Source organism: Dankookia rubra (assembly GCF_004355005.1).
In the GTDB taxonomy this organism is placed as follows: Bacteria; Pseudomonadota; Alphaproteobacteria; order Acetobacterales; family Acetobacteraceae; genus Paracraurococcus; species Paracraurococcus ruber_A.
In genome coordinates, this window is sequence record NZ_SMSJ01000003.1 from 267725 (window position 1) to 283857 (window position 16133).

The following is a 16133-nucleotide window of genomic DNA, read 5'->3' on the forward strand; positions in this document are numbered from 1 at the left end:
GCTGCTGGGCGGCTTCGTGCTGCTGGCGGCGGTTGCCCTCAACTGGGATGACATCCCGGCGCTGCGGCGCATGCTGGCCGAGGCGCCCTTCGCCATCGCCATCTCGGTGGCCGTCCACGTGCCGCAGATCCTGCTCACCTCGCTGTCCTGGCGCAGCCTGCTGCCGCCGGGGGCGCGGCCGTCCATCCCGGCCATGGCGCTGCTGCGCTGGTACCGCGAATCCGCCAATGCCCTGCTGCCGGCCGGCGCCCTGGTCGGCCAGGCCGCCGCCGCCCGGCTGCTGTCCCGGCGCGGCATCCCCGGGGAGATGGCCGGGGCCACCGCGACCGTGGACTTGACTTTGGAGGCGGTTTCCCAGCTCTTCTTCACCCTGGCCGGCGTCGCCCTGCTGCTCGGCGCCGGGGAGGGGCAGGGGCTGCTCGGCTTCGCCACCGCCGGCTTCGGCATCGCCGCGGGCGGTGCGGCGGCCATGCTGGTCTTCCAGCGGAACCTGCCGCTCGCCCTGCTGGAGCGCGGCCTGACCCGGCTGGCCCGGCGCTGGCCGGCGCTGCGGCCGGAATGGATCCGCGAGCTGCAGGCGGCGATCCTCGCCCTGCATGCCGACTGGCCGCGGCTGGTCGCCGCCACGCTCTGGCACACCGCCGCCTGGCTCTCCGGGGTGATCGAGGTGGCCGGGATCCTCTGGCTGATGGGCAGCCCGGTGACCCTGGCCGAAGCGATGGTGATCGAGAGCCTGGCCCAGGCGCTGCGCAATGCCGGCTTCATGCTGCCCGGCGCCCTGGCGGTGCAGGAGGGGGCGATCATCGGCGCCGCCGCCCTGGTCGGGGTGCCGCCGGGGCTGGCGCTCGGGATGGCGCTGGCGCGGCGGGCGCGCGAAGTCCTGCTCAGCCTGCCGGGACTTCTGGCTTGGCAGCGGGCCGAAGGCATGGCTATGCGACACCCGACGGGGCCCCTGGCCCCCGAGCCGGGGGATTAGGGCATGGGCAGTTCGCGTTCTGGGGTGATCGACCTGCTGCGGCTGGTGCCGCAGGGCGGGCCGGCGATCTGCAACGTCTCGGTCACCAACCTGTGCAATGCCACCTGCGACTTCTGCAATTTCGCCCATGACAAGGGCTTCGTCACCGATCGCCGCAGCCTGGACGCCAGCCGCTTCGCCGATTCGCTGGCCCGGCTGAAGGAACAGGCCGGGGTCCGCTTCGTCACCTTCATGGGCGGCGAGCCGCTGCTGCACAAGAACATCGTCGAGATGGTGCAGACCGCGACCGACATGGGCGTGCAGCCGACCATGGTGACCAACGGCTGGCTGCTGCCGCCCAAGGCGGACGCCCTTGCCGATGCCGGGATCACCACGCTGTTCATCTCGATCGATGCCGCCGACCCGCTGGTGCACGAGAAGAACCGCGGGCTGAAAGGCGTCTGCGAGCGGATCCGGGAGGCGACGGCGAAGCTGCAGGCCCGCGGCGTCACCGTCATCGCCTCGGTCGCCATGACCCGGCTCATCCCCAACTACCTCGCGCTCGCGCGCTTCGTGAAGGAGCTCGGCTTCTCCGCCATCACCTTCTCCTACCCCCGGAAGGCGGCGCTGGGGTCGAATTCCCTGGTCTGGTCCGAGGATAGCGAGCTGGTCGACATGTCGACCGCCGAGCTGATCGCCGCCTTCGACGGCGCGGAGTCGGCGCGCGGCATCATCCCCGTGCACAACCCGCGCGCCGGCCTCGCCGACATGCGGCGGCGGCTGACCGGGCAGGGCGAACGCTTCACCTGCCATGCCGGCTACAAATACTTCTACATGGACTGGAACTACGACCTTTGGCGCTGCGAGGACTGGGACAAGCCGATCTCCTCGGTCTGGGACTTCACGCCGGAGAAGATGCTGCGGGATGCCTGCCAGGCCTGCACCACCGACTGCTACCGCGATGCCAGCATCATGCTGCATTTTCCGGTCGCGATCGGCGACGCCTTCGCGCAGATGCGGCAGGGGCGGCCTGTCGCCGCCTTCCGGGCCCTGGCGGACAAGCGGATCCTGGGCTCGATCGGCGCCATCGCCGGGCATGGCAGCCGGCTGTCCCGGCTGGCGGGAACGGGCTGACCGGGGCAAGCTCCGGGCATGAATGCGAAGCCCGCGACCGACGCCCCGCGGCCGTCGCCCCGGGCGATCGCAGCCTGACAGGATCGCCGCCATGCCCGCCATCATCCGCAAGCTGGTCACCATCCTCGACGAGACGCGGCGCGAGATGCGCCGCGACCTCGCCGCCCCGATCCGCCGCGTGGTCTGCTGCGCGGTGATCGAGAACCCCTTCGCCGGCCGCTACGCCGAGGACCTGTCGGACCTCGTCGCCCAGGGCGAGGAGCTCGGCGCGCTGCTGGCGGCGCGCGGCATCGCCGCGCTCGGCATCCCGGGCGAGCAGGTGCAGAGCTTCGGCAAGGCCGCGGTGGTGGGGGAGGCGGGCGAGCTGGAACATGCCGCGGCACTTTTACATCCGAAGATGGGTGCGCCGGTGCGGGCGGCGCTCGGGAAGGGGCCGGCGCTGATTCCTTCGGCCAAGAAGTCGGGCGGGCCGGGCACGGCCATCGACGTGCCGCTCGGGCACAAGGATGCCGCCTTCGTGCGCAGCCATTTCGACGCGATCGAGGCGCGGGTGCCGGACGCGCCGCGCGCCGACGAGATCCTGGTCTGCCTGGCGCTGACCGATGGCGGCCGGCCCTTGCCGCGGGTCGGCGGGCTGACGCACGACCAGGTTGAGGGCCGCGACGGGTTGCGCTGACCGGCGCGCTTCCGCCCCGCCCGCGACCTCCCGTAACGCGGCGAATCCCGCGCCCTCCCTTGCATTGGGCGCGATAGACAGCCATACCTTGGCGCAACGACGGACGGTGTTACGCACCCCTGCCGCGCCAGCATGGCGCCGGGGTGGCGGGCACGCCAGAAACCGCCCAACCGCATTCCGGGGATCATGGCCGCCCAGGGGACGCCCCCGCGGCTTGGCGCCTGGAAGGCACGAGGCTGAACAGGGAGATCGATCCGGGTGTCCGACACCATCCTGGAGACCGAGGGGCTGACCAAGGAGTTCATGGGCTTCGTCGCCGTCGGCGATGTCTCCCTGAAGGTCCAGCGCGGCAGCATCCATGGCGTCATCGGCCCGAACGGGGCCGGCAAGACAACCTGCTTCAACCTGCTTACCAAATTCCTGCAGCCGACGCGCGGGACGATCCGGTATGACGGCCGCGACATCACCCGGCTGAAGCCGGCCGAGGTGGCACGGCTGGGGCTGGTGCGCAGCTTCCAGATCTCGGCGGTCTTCCCTCACCTGACGGTGCTGGAAAACGTGCGGGTGGCGCTGCAGCGCCAGCGCGGCGGCAGCTTCGACTTCTGGCGGTCCGATTCGCTGCTGCGGCAATACGACGACCGGGCCATGGCGCTGCTCGCCGATGTCGGCCTGACCGGCTACGAGCACCTGGCGGCGGGCGAGCTGCCCTATGGCCGGAAGCGGGCGCTCGAGATCGCCACGACGCTGGCGATGGACCCTCAGATGATGCTGCTCGACGAACCCACCGCCGGCATGACGCATGAGGACGTGGACCGCATCGTCGCGCTGGTGAAGCGGGTCGCGGTCGGCCGCACCGTGCTGCTGGTCGAGCACAACCTGAAGGTGGTCTCCGGCCTCTGCGACACCATCACCGTGCTGGCGCGGGGAACGGTGCTGGCCGAGGGCGACTACCAGACGGTGGCGAAGAACCCCGACGTTGTCGCCGCGTATCTGGGCAGTGAGGCGCATACCGTGACCGAGGGAGTGCCGGTCTGATGTCCGCGACCCTGGAAGCGACCCGAACCGCCGCCGCCGCCGGTCAGGCGATGCTCGAGGTGAAGAATCTCGAGGCCTGGTACGGCGAGAGCCATATCCTGCACGGCGTCGGGCTCGAGGTGCGGCCGGGCGAGGTGGTCACGCTGCTCGGCCGCAACGGTGCCGGCAAGACCACGACGCTCCGCGCCATCATGGGCCTGGTCGGCCGCCGCGCCGGCAGCATCCGCTTCGACGGGAAGGAGACGGTCGGCGCGCGGTCCGACCAGATCGCCCGCGCCGGAATCGGCTATTGCCCGGAGGAGCGCGGCATCTTCGCCAGCCTGACGGTGACCGAGAACCTGATGCTTCCCCCCGTGGTGCGGGGCGGCGGGCTCGAGCTCGACACCATCTACAAGCTCTTCCCCAACCTGAAGGAGCGGGCGAACAGCCCCGGCACCAAGCTGTCGGGCGGCGAGCAGCAGATGCTGGCGATCGCCCGCATCCTGCGCACCGGCGCCAAGCTGCTGCTGCTGGACGAGCCCTCGGAAGGCCTCGCCCCGGTCATCGTGCAGCAGATCGGCGTGACGATCCGAGAGTTGAAGAGCCGCGGCTTCACCGTGGTGCTGGTCGAGCAGAACTTCCGCTTCGCCCAGACCGTCGCCGACCGCCACTACGTCATGGAACACGGCCGCGTGGTGGCCGAGGTGGCGAATGCCGACCTCGCCGCCTCGATGGACCGCTTGCACGAGTATCTCGGCGTCTGACCGAGCAGCACGACGCGTAACCGATGCCGCCAAAAGAAGCGGCGCGACAGGGAGGGACCGGGAGATGACGGAGTGCACGAGCCGCAGAGGGATCCTGAAGGCCGCAGCGGCATTGCCCGCGATGGGCGGCCTGCCGTGGCGGAGCGCCAGGGCCCAGGCGGCGAACACGGTGAAGATCGCCCTGCTCTGCGACTTCGGCGGCACCTACCGCGACGTGACGGGGCCGACCGAACTCGCCTGCATCCGCCAGGCTGCGGCCGAGTTCTCCAACCGCGGCTTCAACGTCGAGGTGCTCTACGGCGACAACCAGAACAAGCCGGATGTCGGCTCCAACCTGGCGCGGCAATGGATCGACCGGGACGGCGTCGACGTCGTCGTCGATGGCGGGGCATCCTCGGTCGCGCTGGCGGTGAACGACGTGGTGCGGGAGAAGAACAAGGTCTTCCTCAACACCTCCTCCGCCACCTCGGACCTGACGGGGTCGAAGTGCTCCCCCAACACGGTGCACTGGACCTACGATACCTGGATGCTGGCGAAGTCGACCGGCGGCGCGACGGTGAAGGCCGGGGGCGACACCTGGTACTTCGTCACCGCCGACTATGCCTTCGGCCACGCGCTCGAGCGCGACACCACGACCTTTGTCCGCAATGCGGGCGGCAAGGTCCTCGGCAGCGTGCGGACTCCCTTCCCGGGCACCACCGACTTCTCCTCCTTCATCCTGCAGGCCCAGGCCTCGAAGGCGAAGGTGATCGGCTTGGCGAATGCCGGGTCGGACACCGTCAACTGCATCAAGCAGGCCGCGGAATTCGGGCTGACCAAGCGCGGGATCAAGCTGGCCTCGCTGCTGATGTTCCTGCCGGACGTGCATGCGATCGGGCTGCAGACGGCGCAGGGGCTGATCTGCACCGAGACCTTCTACTGGGACCTCAACGACCGCACCCGGGCCTTCACGAAAAAGATGCGGCCGAACATCAGCGTGCCGCTCTGCATGAACCACGCCGGCGGCTATGCCGCGGTGCTGCACTACCTGAAGGCCGCGGCCGACATGGGCGTGGCCCAGGCGCGCGCCAACGGCGTCGAGACGGTGAACCGCATGAAGGCGATGCCCTGCGACGACGACTGCTTCGGCCCCGGGCAGATCCGCCAGGACGGCCGCAAGCTGCACCCCGCCTATCTCTTCGAGGTGAAGAAGCCCGAGGAGAGCCGCGGCGAGTGGGACTACTACAAGCTGCTGCAGACCACCCCGTCCGAGGAGGCCTTCCGGCCGCTCGGCGACGGCGGCTGCAGCTTCGTCAAGGCCTGAACCGGGGAGGGAGCACCCTCATGCAATTCGATCGTCGCAGCCTGATTGCCGGCGGGTCCGCGCTTGCGCTGGGCGGCCTCGCCTCACGGTCCCCCCGCGCGCAGGCTGCGAACACGATCAAGCTGGGCGTGCTGAACGACCAGTCCGGCGTCTACCGCGACATCTCCGGCCCGACCTCGGTCGCCTGCGTGCGGCAGGCGGTGCAGGATGCCGGCAGCCACGGCTTCAACGTCGAGGTGCTGGTCGCCGACCACCAGAACAAGCCCGATGTCGGCTCCAACATCGCCCGGCAATGGATCGACCGCGACGGCGTCGACGTCATCCTAGACGTGCCCAACAGCGCCGTGGCGCTGGCGGTGAACGGCGTGGTGCGGGAGAAGAACAAGGTCTACCTGAACAGCACCGCGGCGACCGCCGACCTGACCGGGCCGCAATGCAGCCCGAACACGGTGCACTGGACCTATGACACCTGGATGCTGGCGCGCAGCACCGGCGGCGCCATGGTGAAGGCCGGCGGCGACAGCTGGTTCTTCATCACCGCCGACTATGCCTTCGGCCATGCGCTGGAGCGCGACACCTCGAACTTCGTCAAGGCGCAGAACGGCAAGGTCATCGGCACGGTGCGCCACCCGCTCGGCAATACCGACTTTTCCTCCTTCCTGGTGCAGGCGCAGTCCTCCCGCGCCAAGGTGGTCGGGCTGGCCAATGCCGGGGCGGATACCATCAACGCGGTGAAGCAGGCGGCCGAGTTCGGCCTGACCCGGCGCGGCACCAAGCTGGCGGTGCTGCTGATGTTCATCAACGACGTGCACGGCCTCGGCCTGCAGGCGGCGCAGGGGCTGGTCTGCACCGAGACCTTCTACTGGGACCTCAACGACCGCACCCGCGCCTTCACCGCGAAGGTGAAGCCCCACCTGGCGGGCAACCTGCCCTCGATGTCGCATGCCGGCTGCTACGCCGCGGCGCTGCACTACCTGAAGGCCGTGGCCGACATGGGCGCGGCGGCGGCGAAGGCGGACGGCGCCGCCGCGGTCGCCCGGATGAAGGCGATGCCGACGGAGGACGACTGCTTCGGCGCCGGCTCCATCCGCGCCGACGGGCGGAAGATCCATCCCTCCTATCTCTTCGAGGTGAAGGCGCCGAACGAGAGCAAGGGCGCCTGGGACTACTACAAGCTGCTGCAGACCACGCCGGCCGAGGACGCCTTCCGGCCCATGGCCGAGGGCGCCTGTCCGATGGTCCGCAGCTAGATCCAAGCGTCCGGGGGAGGCCCCCCGCGGCGTCACTGCCCCACAGGAGAAGTCTGTATGAGTGTGTCGCGTCGTAGCCTGCTTGCCGCCTCGGTCGGCGCCACCATGATGCCGGCCCTGTCGCGCCTGTCCCACGCCCAGGCCGCCAATACCATCCGCATCGGCGTCCTGAACGACCAGTCCGGCACCTACCGTGACATCTCCGGCCCCTACGGCGTCGAATGCACGAAGCAGGCGGTGCAGGAGTTCGGCAACAAGGGCTTCAACGTCGAGGTCATCTTCGCCGACCACCAGAACAAGCCCGATGTCGGCGTCAACATCGCCCGGCAGTGGTACGACCAGGGCGTCGACCTGATCCTCGACGTGCCGACCAGCTCGGTCGGCCTGGCGGTGAACAACGTCGCCAAGGAGAAGAACAAGGCGTACATCAACACCGGCTCGGCCACCTCGGACCTGACCGGCGCGCAGTGCAGCCCGAACACCGTGCACTGGATGTACGACACCTACATGCTGGCCAAGTCGACCGGCGGCGCCATGGTGAAGGCCGGCGGCGACAGCTGGTTCTTCATCACCGCCGACTATGCCTTCGGCCATGCGCTGGAACGCGACACCGGCACCTTCGTGAAGGCCGCCGGCGGCAAGGTCAACGGCGCGGTGCGCTATCCCTTCCCGGCGACTTCCGACTTCAGCAGCTTCCTGTTGCAGGCGAAATCCTCCCGCGCCAAGGTCATCGGCCTGGCCAATGCCGGCGCCGATACCGTCAACAGCATCAAGCAGGCCGCCGAGTTCGGCATCATGAAGGGCGGCACCAAGCTGGCCGCGCTGCTGATGTTCCTGCCCGACGTCCACGCGCTCGGCCTGCAGACCGCGCAGGGGCTGGTGCTGACCGAGAGCTTCTACTGGGACCTCAACGACCGCACCCGCGCGGTGACCGAGCGGCTGAAGCCGCGGCTGAAGGACATCAAGCCGAACATGGCGTCGATCGCCAACTACTCGGCGGCGCTGCACTACCTCAAGGCGGTCGCCGACATGGGCGTCGCGGCGTCCAAGGCCTCGGGCATCGATGTCGTCAGCCGCATGAAGGCGATACCCTGCGACGACGACGCCTTCGGTGCGGGCCGCATCCGCGAGGACGGCCGCAAGCTCTGCCCGTCCTACCTCTTCGAGGTGAAATCCCCGGCCGAGAGCAAGGCGCCCTGGGACTACTACAAGCTGCTGCAGACCACGCCGGCCGAGGAAGCCTTCCGGCCGCTGAACGAGGGTGGCTGCAATCTCGTGAAGGCATAGCATCGAACGGGAGGGAACGGACATGTCGTTGAACAGGCGCGAAATGCTTGCCGCCGGGGCCGCCACGGCGCTCGGCGGGCTGCCGCGGGCGCGCGCCCAGGGTGGTCAGGTGATCCGCCTCGGCGTCCTCACCGACATGTCCGGGCCCTACCGCGACACCACCGGACCGGGCAGCGTCGTGCTGACCCAGCAGGCGGTGCAGGATTTCGGCAGCCGCGGCTTCCAGGTGGAGGTGCTGCAGGCCGACCACCAGAACAAGCCCGATGTCGGCGCCAACATCGCCCGGCAATGGTTCGACCAGGGCATCGACGCCGTGGTCGACCTGCCGACCTCCTCCGTCGCGCTGGCGGTCAACCAGATCGCCCGCGAGAAGAACAAGGTCCACCTGAACTCGGGCGCCGCGACCTCCGACCTGACCGGTGCGCAGTGCAGTCCGAACACGGTGCACTGGACCTACGACACCTACATGCTGGCCAAGTCGACCGGCGCCGCCATCGTCAAGACCGGCGGCGACAGCTGGTTCTTCATCACCGCCGACTATGCCTTCGGCCATGCGCTGGAACGCGACACCTCCAACTTCGTCAGGTCGGCGGGCGGCCGGGTGCTGGGCAACGTGCGCTATCCCTTCCCGGCAACCACCGACTTCTCCGCCTTCCTGCTGCAGGCGCAGGCCAGCCGCGCCAAGGTGCTCGGCTTCGCCAATGCCTCGACCGACACGGTCAACTGCATCAAGGGCGCCCGCGAATTCGGGCTGCAGCGGTCGATGAAATTCGCCGCGCTGCTGATGGGCATCGTCGACGTCAAGTCGCTCGGGCTCGAGGCGGGGCAGGGGCTCAACCTGACCGAGGCCTTCTACTGGGACCTCAACGACCGAACCCGGGCGCTGACCGAGCGCGTGCGGGCGAAGAACGAGGGCCGCCCGCCCGCCATGGTGCCGGCCGGCTGCTACGGCGCGGTGCTGCACTACCTGAAGGCGGTGGCCGACATGGGCGTCCCGGCGGCCAAGGCGAGCGGCGTCGAGGCGGTGAACCGGATGAAGGCGATGCCGGCCGACGACGACGCCTTCGGCGCCAGCACCATCCGGCCCGACGGGCGCTGCATCCACCCGGCCTACCTCTTCGAGGTCAAGGCGCCGGGCGAATCCCGCAATCCCTGGGACCTCTACAAGCTGGCCGCCACCACCCCGGGCGAGGAGGCCTTCCGGCCGCTCGCCGAGGGCGGCTGCCCGCTCGTCCGCAGCTGATCCAAGAAACCAAGGACCGAGACCACCCGCATGGACGACATCTTCGGCATCCCCGCGCCGCTGCTCTTCGGGCAGTTGCTGCTCGGCCTGATCAACGGCGCCTTCTATGCGATGCTCTCGCTTGGCCTCGCGGTGATCTTCGGCCTGCTCAACATCGTCAACATGGCGCATGGCGCGCAGTTCATGATGGGCGCCTTCTGCGCCTGGATGCTGCTCGCCTGGGCCGGCATCGGCTACTGGTGGGCGCTGATCCTGTCGCCGATCATCATCGGCTTCACCGGGATCGTGCTGGAAAAGCTCTTCATCAGTAAGCTCTACAAGCTCGACCACCTCTACGGGCTGCTGCTGACCTTCGGCCTCGCCCTGATCATCGAGGGCGTGTTCCGCAACGAATTCGGCTCCTCCGGCCTGCCCTACCGCATCCCGCCGGAGCTCTCGGGCGCCTGGGACCTCGGCTTCATGTTCATGCCGATCTACCGCGGCTGGGTCGTGGTCGCGGCGCTGATCCTCTGCCTCGCCACCTGGCTGATCATCGAGAAGACCCGGCTCGGCGCCTATCTCCGCGCGGCGACCGAGAATGCCGCGCTGGTCCAGGCCTTCGGCGTCAACGTGCCCCGCATGGTGACGCTGACCTACGGCTTCGGCGTGGCGCTGGCCGCCATCGGCGGCGTGCTGGCGGCGCCGATCTACTCGGTGAACCCGCAGATGGGCTCGAACCTCATCATCGTGGTCTTCGCCGTCGTCGTCATCGGCGGCATGGGCTCGATCCTCGGCTCCATCCTCACCGGCTTCGCGCTGGGCATCGTCGAGGGACTGACCAAGGTCTTCTGGCCGGAAGCCTCCGCCACCGTCATCTTCGTCATCATGGCGATCGTGCTGCTCGCACGTCCCGCCGGCCTCTTCGGGAGGGCCTGAGCATGGCCGACACCACCTCCATCACCGCGCTCGCCATTCCGGACCACGCCAAGGAATCCGACGGCGTCTGGGGCTTCACCCGGGCGCAGCTCGTGGCGCTCGGGGTCCTGGTCGCCTTCCTGGTGGTCTCGCCCTTCGTGCTCTACCCCGTCTTCCTGATGAAGCTGCTCTGCTTCGCGCTCTTCGCCTGCGCCTTCAACCTGCTGATCGGCTATGTCGGGCTGCTCAGCTTCGGCCATGCCGCCTATTTCGGCATGGGCGGCTACCTCGCGGGCCATGCCGCCAAGGCCTGGGGGCTGACGCCGGAGGTCTCGATCATCATCGGCGGCGCGACGGCCGGGCTGCTCGGCGTGGTCGCCGGCTGGATCGCCATCCGCCGCCAGGGCATCTACTTCGCCATGATCACCCTGGCGCTGGCGCAGATGGTCTACTTCTTCTGCGTCCAGGCGCCCTTCACCGGCGGCGAGGACGGCATCCAGGCCATCCCGCGCGGCAGCTTCCTCGGCCTCTTCCCGCTCGACCAGGACATGGCGATGTACTGGATGGTGGCCGGCATCTTCCTGCTCGGCTTCCTGCTGATCCACCGCATCATCCACTCGCCCTACGGCCAGGTGCTGAAGTCGATCCGCGAGAACGAGCCGCGCGCCACCTCGCTCGGCTACCGGACCGACGACTACAAGCTGATGGCCTTCATTCTCTCGGCGACGCTGGCCGGCGTCGCCGGCGCCACCAAGTCGATCGTCTTCGGCATCGCCACGCTGACCGACGTGCACTGGTCCATGTCGGGCGAGGTCGTGCTGATGACGCTGGTCGGCGGGCTCGGCACCGTCTTCGGGCCGGTGGTCGGCGCCGCGGTGATCGTCACCATGCAGAACTACCTGGCGGAGATGGGCGCCTGGGTCACCGTCATCCAGGGCGTGATCTTCGTTGCCTGCGTGCTGGCCTTCCGGCGCGGGCTCATCGGCGAGCTCGGCGCGCTGCTGAAGGTGAAGCTGTAGGGCGAGGCAGCCAGGGAGGGCACCGCCCTCCCTGGATTCACCCGCCGATGGCCGAAGGGCCTCTGGACACCTCCGGTCTAGACGAGGTCCCAGCCCTCCGGCCTGAAGCCGGCCAGGCCCTGCCTGGCGATGGCGATGCCGTCCATCTGCCAGAGCCAGAGAACGCCGTCCTCCCGCTGCCACATGACGTCGTCGCGGCCATCGCCGCTGAAATCGGCGATCGAGGCAACCTGCCATTCCTCGCCCACCTGGCCGAAGCCGCCCTGCTGCACCACCTGCGGCCCGTCCATCCGCCAGATCCAGGTATTGCCGCCCTCGTCGCGCCAGAAGACGTCCGTCCTGCCGTCGCCATCGAAGTCGCCGGTGCCCGCGACCTGCCACTCGGGGCCTGAGTGGCCGAGGGAAACGTCGGAGACCGTCCGCGCACCGTCCTGGGTCCAGAGGCTCATGCTGCTGCTCTCGCCGCGCAGCAGCAGGTCCGCCTTGCCGTCGCCGTCGAAGTCGCCGATCGCCGCGACATGCCAGTCCGGCTCCAGCCAGCCGATCGCCTTCTCCTCGACCGTGCCGAAGCGCTGCGTTTCCAGCAGCCGCACCACGCCGTCGAGGCCGCGCACCACGACATCCGCCAGGCCGTCGCCGTTCAGGTCGCCGAGGCCGATCACCGTCTCGCCCGCCGGCCGTGCCAGGTCGTGCATGTCGAAGATGTCGATGCCGTTGGCGCGCACCAGGCGGAGGCCGCCCTCGGCATTGGAAAAGGCCAGGTCCGCCGTGCCGTCGCCGTCGATGTCGCCGGTGCCGGCCAGGCGCCAGGCCAGCGGCATGTCGGTCAGCCCGTGATGGGAATGCGCCTCGCCCTCGCGGAAGTTCCAGACATAGAGCGAGCCCGCGCCGTCGCGCCAGAGCAGCCCGGCATAGCCCTCGCCGGCGAAGTCGCGCGCCGCGGCCGGGCCGAGATGCACGCGGCCATCGGCGAATTGAACGAACTCCACCTCCCGCAGGTGGTCGCGGCCATCGGGGCCGGCCGCCAGCCAGCTGCCATCCGCCTGACGCAGCAGCTGCGTCGCCTCCCGCAGCCCGTGGTAGAGCACGGTATCGCGCCCGCCGCGGCCGACCAGGATGTCGTCGGTCGCGCCGCCCTCCAGCGTCTCGTCGCTGCCGTCGCCGACGACGAGCTGCGGCAGGCCAGGGTCCTCCGGCTCGGCATCCGGGGCGCGCCGCTCATAAGCCAGGAACATGTCGGCCTGCAGATAGAGCGTGTCGGTGGTCCGCAGCACGATGTCGCTGAGCTTGGTCGCGCCGATCTCGGCCTTCAGGCCGGGGGCGAGGTCGAGGTTCTCCCACCAGTAGCGGTCGCCATCGCGCAGCCGGGTGAACTGGTCGGCCACCACCAGCGCGAAGGTCTCGCCGATGAAGGCGCCGGGCGCATGGCGCTCGGCCAGCCCGCCGGTCCAGAGATCGATCATGTCGACGCTGCCGAAGGCCTCGGCCAGCGCCGCGACGGTCGCCGCATCGTCGGTGATCTGGGCGAAGTCGGTATAGGCCTCGAGGCCGAGCGCGAGCCGCATCCCGTTCAGCGTCGGCAGGCCGAGGTCGCGGCCGCGGGCGATGTTGATCGCCGCCAGGTCCTGGCCGACCGGCGGATCGACCAGGAAGTTGCGCAGGTCGTCGACGATCCGCGCATCCATCTCCTGCGACACGTCGGAGCCGAGGTGCCGGAGGAAGCCGTCCGCCCCGCCATGGGCGGCGAACTGATCGGGCGTCATGAAGAAGGTGTCACGCAGCGTGACGTTGCCGCCGACGACCACGCCCTGCTCGTCCGTCCGCTCGGTCTCGGCCGAGACGGTGGAATGGCCCCAGCGATAGGCGGCCCCTGCGAACTCCACCGCGATGCGGGCATCGACGGTAGGGTCGTAGCCGGCATAGCCGGCGATCGCCTCGCCGCCGAGCAGCTTGGGGAGGAATTCGGTGAAGGTGACGTGGTTGATCTCGGCGGTGACGATGGTCCGCGCCTGCTGGTACAGCGCGTCGCCCGAGAGGGTGGGGTCGGCCGCCGCCAGCCGGTCGACCCAGAGGTTGTGCTCGCGCACGAAGATGGTCTGCAGCGCGGTGAGGGAGGGGTTCTCCATCACCCGCACGTCGCCGGCGACGAAGCCGCCGTTGACGACCGGCAGGTTGCCGCCCTCCGAGGTCCGCATGTGGCCGTCGGCCAGCCTGAGGCTCGCGGCCGTCGCCTCGCTCGAGCCATAGACCATCGAGCCGTCGAGCCAGCCGCTGACGGCGTTGATCGCGGTCGCCGGGTTGTCAGGCCCGGTGCCGGTCGCGGGGTCGGTAAAGGCGCGCCCGGCCGGGATCGCGCTGCCGGGCAGGAAGACCGAGTCGTCGCCGGGGATGACGATATCGTTCGCCTTGCTGCGGTCGATCGGAGTGCGGCTGATGTCGTGGTCGATGAACTGCCCCCAGGCATACATCAGGCCCGAGAGGCCAAGGCTGTTGGCGACGTCCGCATCGCCCTCGCCGACCACGATGTTGCTGATGTCCCGCGCATTCGGCCCTTCGGCCAGGGCCGAGACGCCATCGGCGTAGCGGGCCGGGGCGATGCGGATGAAGCCGCTGCCCGCGGCGTTGGCCGCGCTGTTGTCGAGGTTGTTGCCCGACCCGTCATAGCTGCGTTCGGTCATGCACGGCCGCCTTAGTTGAGAATGATTATCGTCTGCAATCCAACTAACGGCAGCGGCGGAGCGGATCGAATCAAAGGAAACGGAACGAAACCGGCATTATTGAACAGCTGTACGGATATCGGCGAGGTCGCGCATCCCGCGCATCCCGCGCATCTGCCGGGCGGGGCGGCTACGGCGGTTTGCGTTCGGAGCTGCCCGCGGCTCCGCGGTCGGTCTTTGCGTTCAGGGCTGATTCAGCCGTCCGGGCGTTCACGCCCTCCCACCTCCCGCTCTAGCATGACGTGTAAGCGGCATGCCGCCGCAGCCGGGGATTTCGCCGATGACCGATGCCGTTCTCTGGGTCTGGGTGACCGCCTCGGATGCCGAGGAGGCGACCACCATCGGGCGGGCGCTGGTGCGGGAGGGGCTGGCGGCCTGCGTCAACATCCTGCCGGGCCATACCGCCATCTACCGGGACGCGGGGGTGCTGCGGGAAGCGGAGGAGACCGCCTTCGTCGCCAAGACCACCGCCGCGCAGTTCGAGCCGCTGCGCGCCCGCATCCGCGCCCTGCACAGCTACGAGCTTCCGGCCATCCTGGCGCTGCCGGCGATGGACGGGGACCCGGACTTCGTCGAATGGATCAGGGCCGGCGCCGGCGCGGGCTGAGTCAGCCGAAGCCGTAGAGCCGGGCCGGGGTATCGACCAGGATGCGCTCTCGCATCGCCGTGTCCGGCACCCACTCCGCCAGCCAGGCCAGGGTCTGCGGATAGGTCGTGACGCGGTCCATGCTGGTATTGGTATGCGGCCAGTCGCTGCCCCAGACCAGGCGGTCCGGCCCATAGGCCTCGATCACCATCGCCGCCGCCTCGCGCGCCGTCTCCAGCCCGATCCGATAGGCGCCGCTGAGCTTCACATAGGCCCGGCCGGTCCGCGCGGCGTCGAGCAGCAGGCGGAAGCCGGGGTCGCGCCGCGGCCCGAGCGCCCGGTCGACCATCCCCATATGCGGCACGATCACCGCGGCGCCGCTGTCGAGCATCGCCGGCAGCACCTCCGGCAGCCGGCGGCTTTCGACGTAAAGGTCGAGCGTCCAGCCGCGCCGCTTCGCTTCGGCGAAGGTTTCGCGGTAGTCGGCCCAGTCGGGCGTGGCCAGGCCGAAGATCGGGAAGCGCAGGCCGCGCACGCCGATCCGCGCCATCTCGTCCCACTGCGCCGCGGTGGCGCCGGGGGCGATCCAGGGCACCCCGCGCAGCCGGTCGGGACGCGCCCGCAGCGCCTCGAACAGGTAGGAATTGTTGTGGCCGAGGAAGCTCGGCTGGGTGATCACCGCCCGGCCGATGCCGTTCGCCCCGGCGAGCGCCAGCAGCCGGTCGTAGGAGGCATCGTAGTCCGGCGCGTAGCGCGCATCGGCGGCGCGCGACAGACCGGGGACGAAGACATGGGTGTGGCAGTCGACCCGGCGGGAGGGCTGGGCGCGGGCCGGTGCGGCGGCGAGGGCGAGGGCGCCCATGACGAGGGTGCGGCGGGTGGTCATGCCGGCAGCATGGGGAAGGCCCAGCGGCAGGCCAAGGGGGCTTTGCCCCCCCCGGCCCCCGCAACCAACGGCCGAAAGGCCTCTGGACACTTCTTTTCCACGAAGGGGGCGCTGAGGGTTTCACCCCGCCTCCTGCCTTTTTCCTTGCTTTTATTCCTATCTTCGTGCTCCGTTCCGGGTTCCTGCCGGAGGGACCACCCGATGCGCCGCCGCCCCCGCTTCGACCCCGGCATCCCGCCCGAGATCCTGCCCCCCGACTTCGCCATCCGCCACGACCTGCACAACTACCTCTACTTCCGCCCGACCTTCGGCCTGCTCGCGCCGCAGCCCTGGGCGCCGCTCGCCGATGCCGAATGGGCCGCCCTCCGGCCCTTTCTCGCCGAGCACGGCTGCGGCGTCTCGGAC

The 16133-nt window shown here is 69.6% G+C and carries 14 protein-coding genes and 1 pseudogene; 13 read left to right on the forward strand and 2 right to left on the reverse strand.

The window, feature by feature from the left end; all coding sequences use genetic code 11:
• Nucleotides 1–16: 16 nt before the first annotated feature.
• From E2C06_RS04335 to E2C06_RS04385, 11 genes are all read left to right on the forward strand, one after another.
• Nucleotides 17–976, forward strand: a complete 960-nt coding sequence (locus tag E2C06_RS04335; RefSeq protein ID WP_165982209.1) for a lysylphosphatidylglycerol synthase domain-containing protein — start codon at nucleotides 17–19, stop codon at nucleotides 974–976.
• Between the two features lie 3 nt (nucleotides 977–979).
• Complete coding sequence (locus tag E2C06_RS04340; RefSeq protein ID WP_133287333.1) at nucleotides 980–2089, forward strand: radical SAM protein; 1110 nt, start codon at nucleotides 980–982, stop codon at nucleotides 2087–2089.
• Nucleotides 2090–2180: 91 nt separating this feature from the next.
• Nucleotides 2181–2765 (forward strand): amino acid synthesis family protein, encoded by a 585-nt coding sequence (locus E2C06_RS04345; RefSeq protein WP_133287334.1) that lies wholly within the window; start codon nucleotides 2181–2183, stop codon nucleotides 2763–2765.
• A 258-nt stretch (nucleotides 2766–3023) separates the two neighbouring features.
• Nucleotides 3024–3800: an ABC transporter ATP-binding protein gene (locus E2C06_RS04350; RefSeq protein ID WP_133287335.1), complete on the forward strand. Its 777-nt coding sequence runs from the start codon at nucleotides 3024–3026 to the stop codon at nucleotides 3798–3800.
• Nucleotides 3801–3850: 50 nt separating this feature from the next.
• Entirely contained in the window at nucleotides 3851–4543 is a 693-nt protein-coding gene (locus E2C06_RS04355; RefSeq protein WP_206664429.1) for an ABC transporter ATP-binding protein, read from the forward strand.
• Between the two features lie 64 nt (nucleotides 4544–4607).
• Complete coding sequence (locus E2C06_RS04360) at nucleotides 4608–5846, forward strand: ABC transporter substrate-binding protein (RefSeq protein WP_133287337.1); 1239 nt, start codon at nucleotides 4608–4610, stop codon at nucleotides 5844–5846.
• Nucleotides 5847–5866: 20 nt separating this feature from the next.
• The gene (locus tag E2C06_RS04365; protein WP_133287338.1) at nucleotides 5867–7096 is read left to right on the forward strand and encodes an ABC transporter substrate-binding protein; all 1230 of its coding nucleotides are present in this window, start codon (nucleotides 5867–5869) and stop codon (nucleotides 7094–7096) included.
• 57 nt (nucleotides 7097–7153) lie between these two features.
• Entirely contained in the window at nucleotides 7154–8383 is a 1230-nt protein-coding gene (locus E2C06_RS04370) for an ABC transporter substrate-binding protein (protein WP_133287339.1), read from the forward strand.
• A 22-nt stretch (nucleotides 8384–8405) separates the two neighbouring features.
• Complete coding sequence (locus tag E2C06_RS04375) at nucleotides 8406–9626, forward strand: ABC transporter substrate-binding protein (RefSeq protein ID WP_133287340.1); 1221 nt, start codon at nucleotides 8406–8408, stop codon at nucleotides 9624–9626.
• A gap of 30 nt (nucleotides 9627–9656) precedes the next feature.
• Nucleotides 9657–10541 carry a branched-chain amino acid ABC transporter permease gene (locus E2C06_RS04380; RefSeq protein WP_133287341.1) on the forward strand — a complete coding sequence of 295 codons (885 nt, stop codon included), beginning with the start codon at nucleotides 9657–9659 and terminating at the stop codon, nucleotides 10539–10541.
• Nucleotides 10542–10543: 2 nt separating this feature from the next.
• Nucleotides 10544–11539: a branched-chain amino acid ABC transporter permease gene (locus E2C06_RS04385; protein WP_133287342.1), complete on the forward strand. Its 996-nt coding sequence runs from the start codon at nucleotides 10544–10546 to the stop codon at nucleotides 11537–11539.
• A gap of 77 nt (nucleotides 11540–11616) precedes the next feature.
• Here the strand turns inward: E2C06_RS04385 and E2C06_RS04390 are convergent, their stop codons facing one another.
• Nucleotides 11617–14217, reverse strand: a complete 2601-nt coding sequence (locus E2C06_RS04390) for a peroxidase family protein (protein WP_133287343.1) — start codon at nucleotides 14215–14217, stop codon at nucleotides 11617–11619.
• 319 nt (nucleotides 14218–14536) lie between these two features.
• Here E2C06_RS04390 and cutA point away from each other — a divergent pair, with 319 nt between their 5' ends.
• Nucleotides 14537–14863: a divalent-cation tolerance protein CutA gene (cutA, locus tag E2C06_RS04395; RefSeq protein ID WP_133287344.1), complete on the forward strand. Its 327-nt coding sequence runs from the start codon at nucleotides 14537–14539 to the stop codon at nucleotides 14861–14863.
• Between the two features lies 1 nt (nucleotide 14864).
• Here the strand turns inward: cutA and E2C06_RS04400 are convergent, their stop codons facing one another.
• Entirely contained in the window at nucleotides 14865–15728 is an 864-nt protein-coding gene (locus E2C06_RS04400) for an amidohydrolase family protein (RefSeq protein WP_133287345.1), read from the reverse strand.
• A 201-nt stretch (nucleotides 15729–15929) separates the two neighbouring features.
• Here E2C06_RS04400 and E2C06_RS04405 point away from each other — a divergent pair.
• Nucleotides 15930–16133: pseudogene (locus E2C06_RS04405) on the forward strand (hypothetical protein); the annotation flags it as partial.

Coding starts and splice junctions, on each gene's coding strand:
- E2C06_RS04380 (WP_133287341.1), top strand. CDS start 9,657: ATGGACGACATCTTCGGCATCCCCGCGCCGCTGCTCTTCGGGCAGTTG.
- cutA (WP_133287344.1), top strand. CDS start 14,537: ATGACCGATGCCGTTCTCTGGGTCTGGGTGACCGCCTCGGATGCCGAG.
- E2C06_RS04390 (WP_133287343.1), bottom strand. CDS start 14,217: ATGACCGAACGCAGCTATGACGGGTCGGGCAACAACCTCGACAACAGC.
- E2C06_RS04400 (WP_133287345.1), bottom strand. CDS start 15,728: ATGACCACCCGCCGCACCCTCGTCATGGGCGCCCTCGCCCTCGCCGCC.
- E2C06_RS04345 (WP_133287334.1), top strand. CDS start 2,181: ATGCCCGCCATCATCCGCAAGCTGGTCACCATCCTCGACGAGACGCGG.
- E2C06_RS04375 (WP_133287340.1), top strand. CDS start 8,406: ATGTCGTTGAACAGGCGCGAAATGCTTGCCGCCGGGGCCGCCACGGCG.
- E2C06_RS04365 (WP_133287338.1), top strand. CDS start 5,867: ATGCAATTCGATCGTCGCAGCCTGATTGCCGGCGGGTCCGCGCTTGCG.
- E2C06_RS04340 (WP_133287333.1), top strand. CDS start 980: ATGGGCAGTTCGCGTTCTGGGGTGATCGACCTGCTGCGGCTGGTGCCG.
- E2C06_RS04370 (WP_133287339.1), top strand. CDS start 7,154: ATGAGTGTGTCGCGTCGTAGCCTGCTTGCCGCCTCGGTCGGCGCCACC.
- E2C06_RS04385 (WP_133287342.1), top strand. CDS start 10,544: ATGGCCGACACCACCTCCATCACCGCGCTCGCCATTCCGGACCACGCC.
- E2C06_RS04355 (WP_206664429.1), top strand. CDS start 3,851: ATGCTCGAGGTGAAGAATCTCGAGGCCTGGTACGGCGAGAGCCATATC.
- E2C06_RS04360 (WP_133287337.1), top strand. CDS start 4,608: ATGACGGAGTGCACGAGCCGCAGAGGGATCCTGAAGGCCGCAGCGGCA.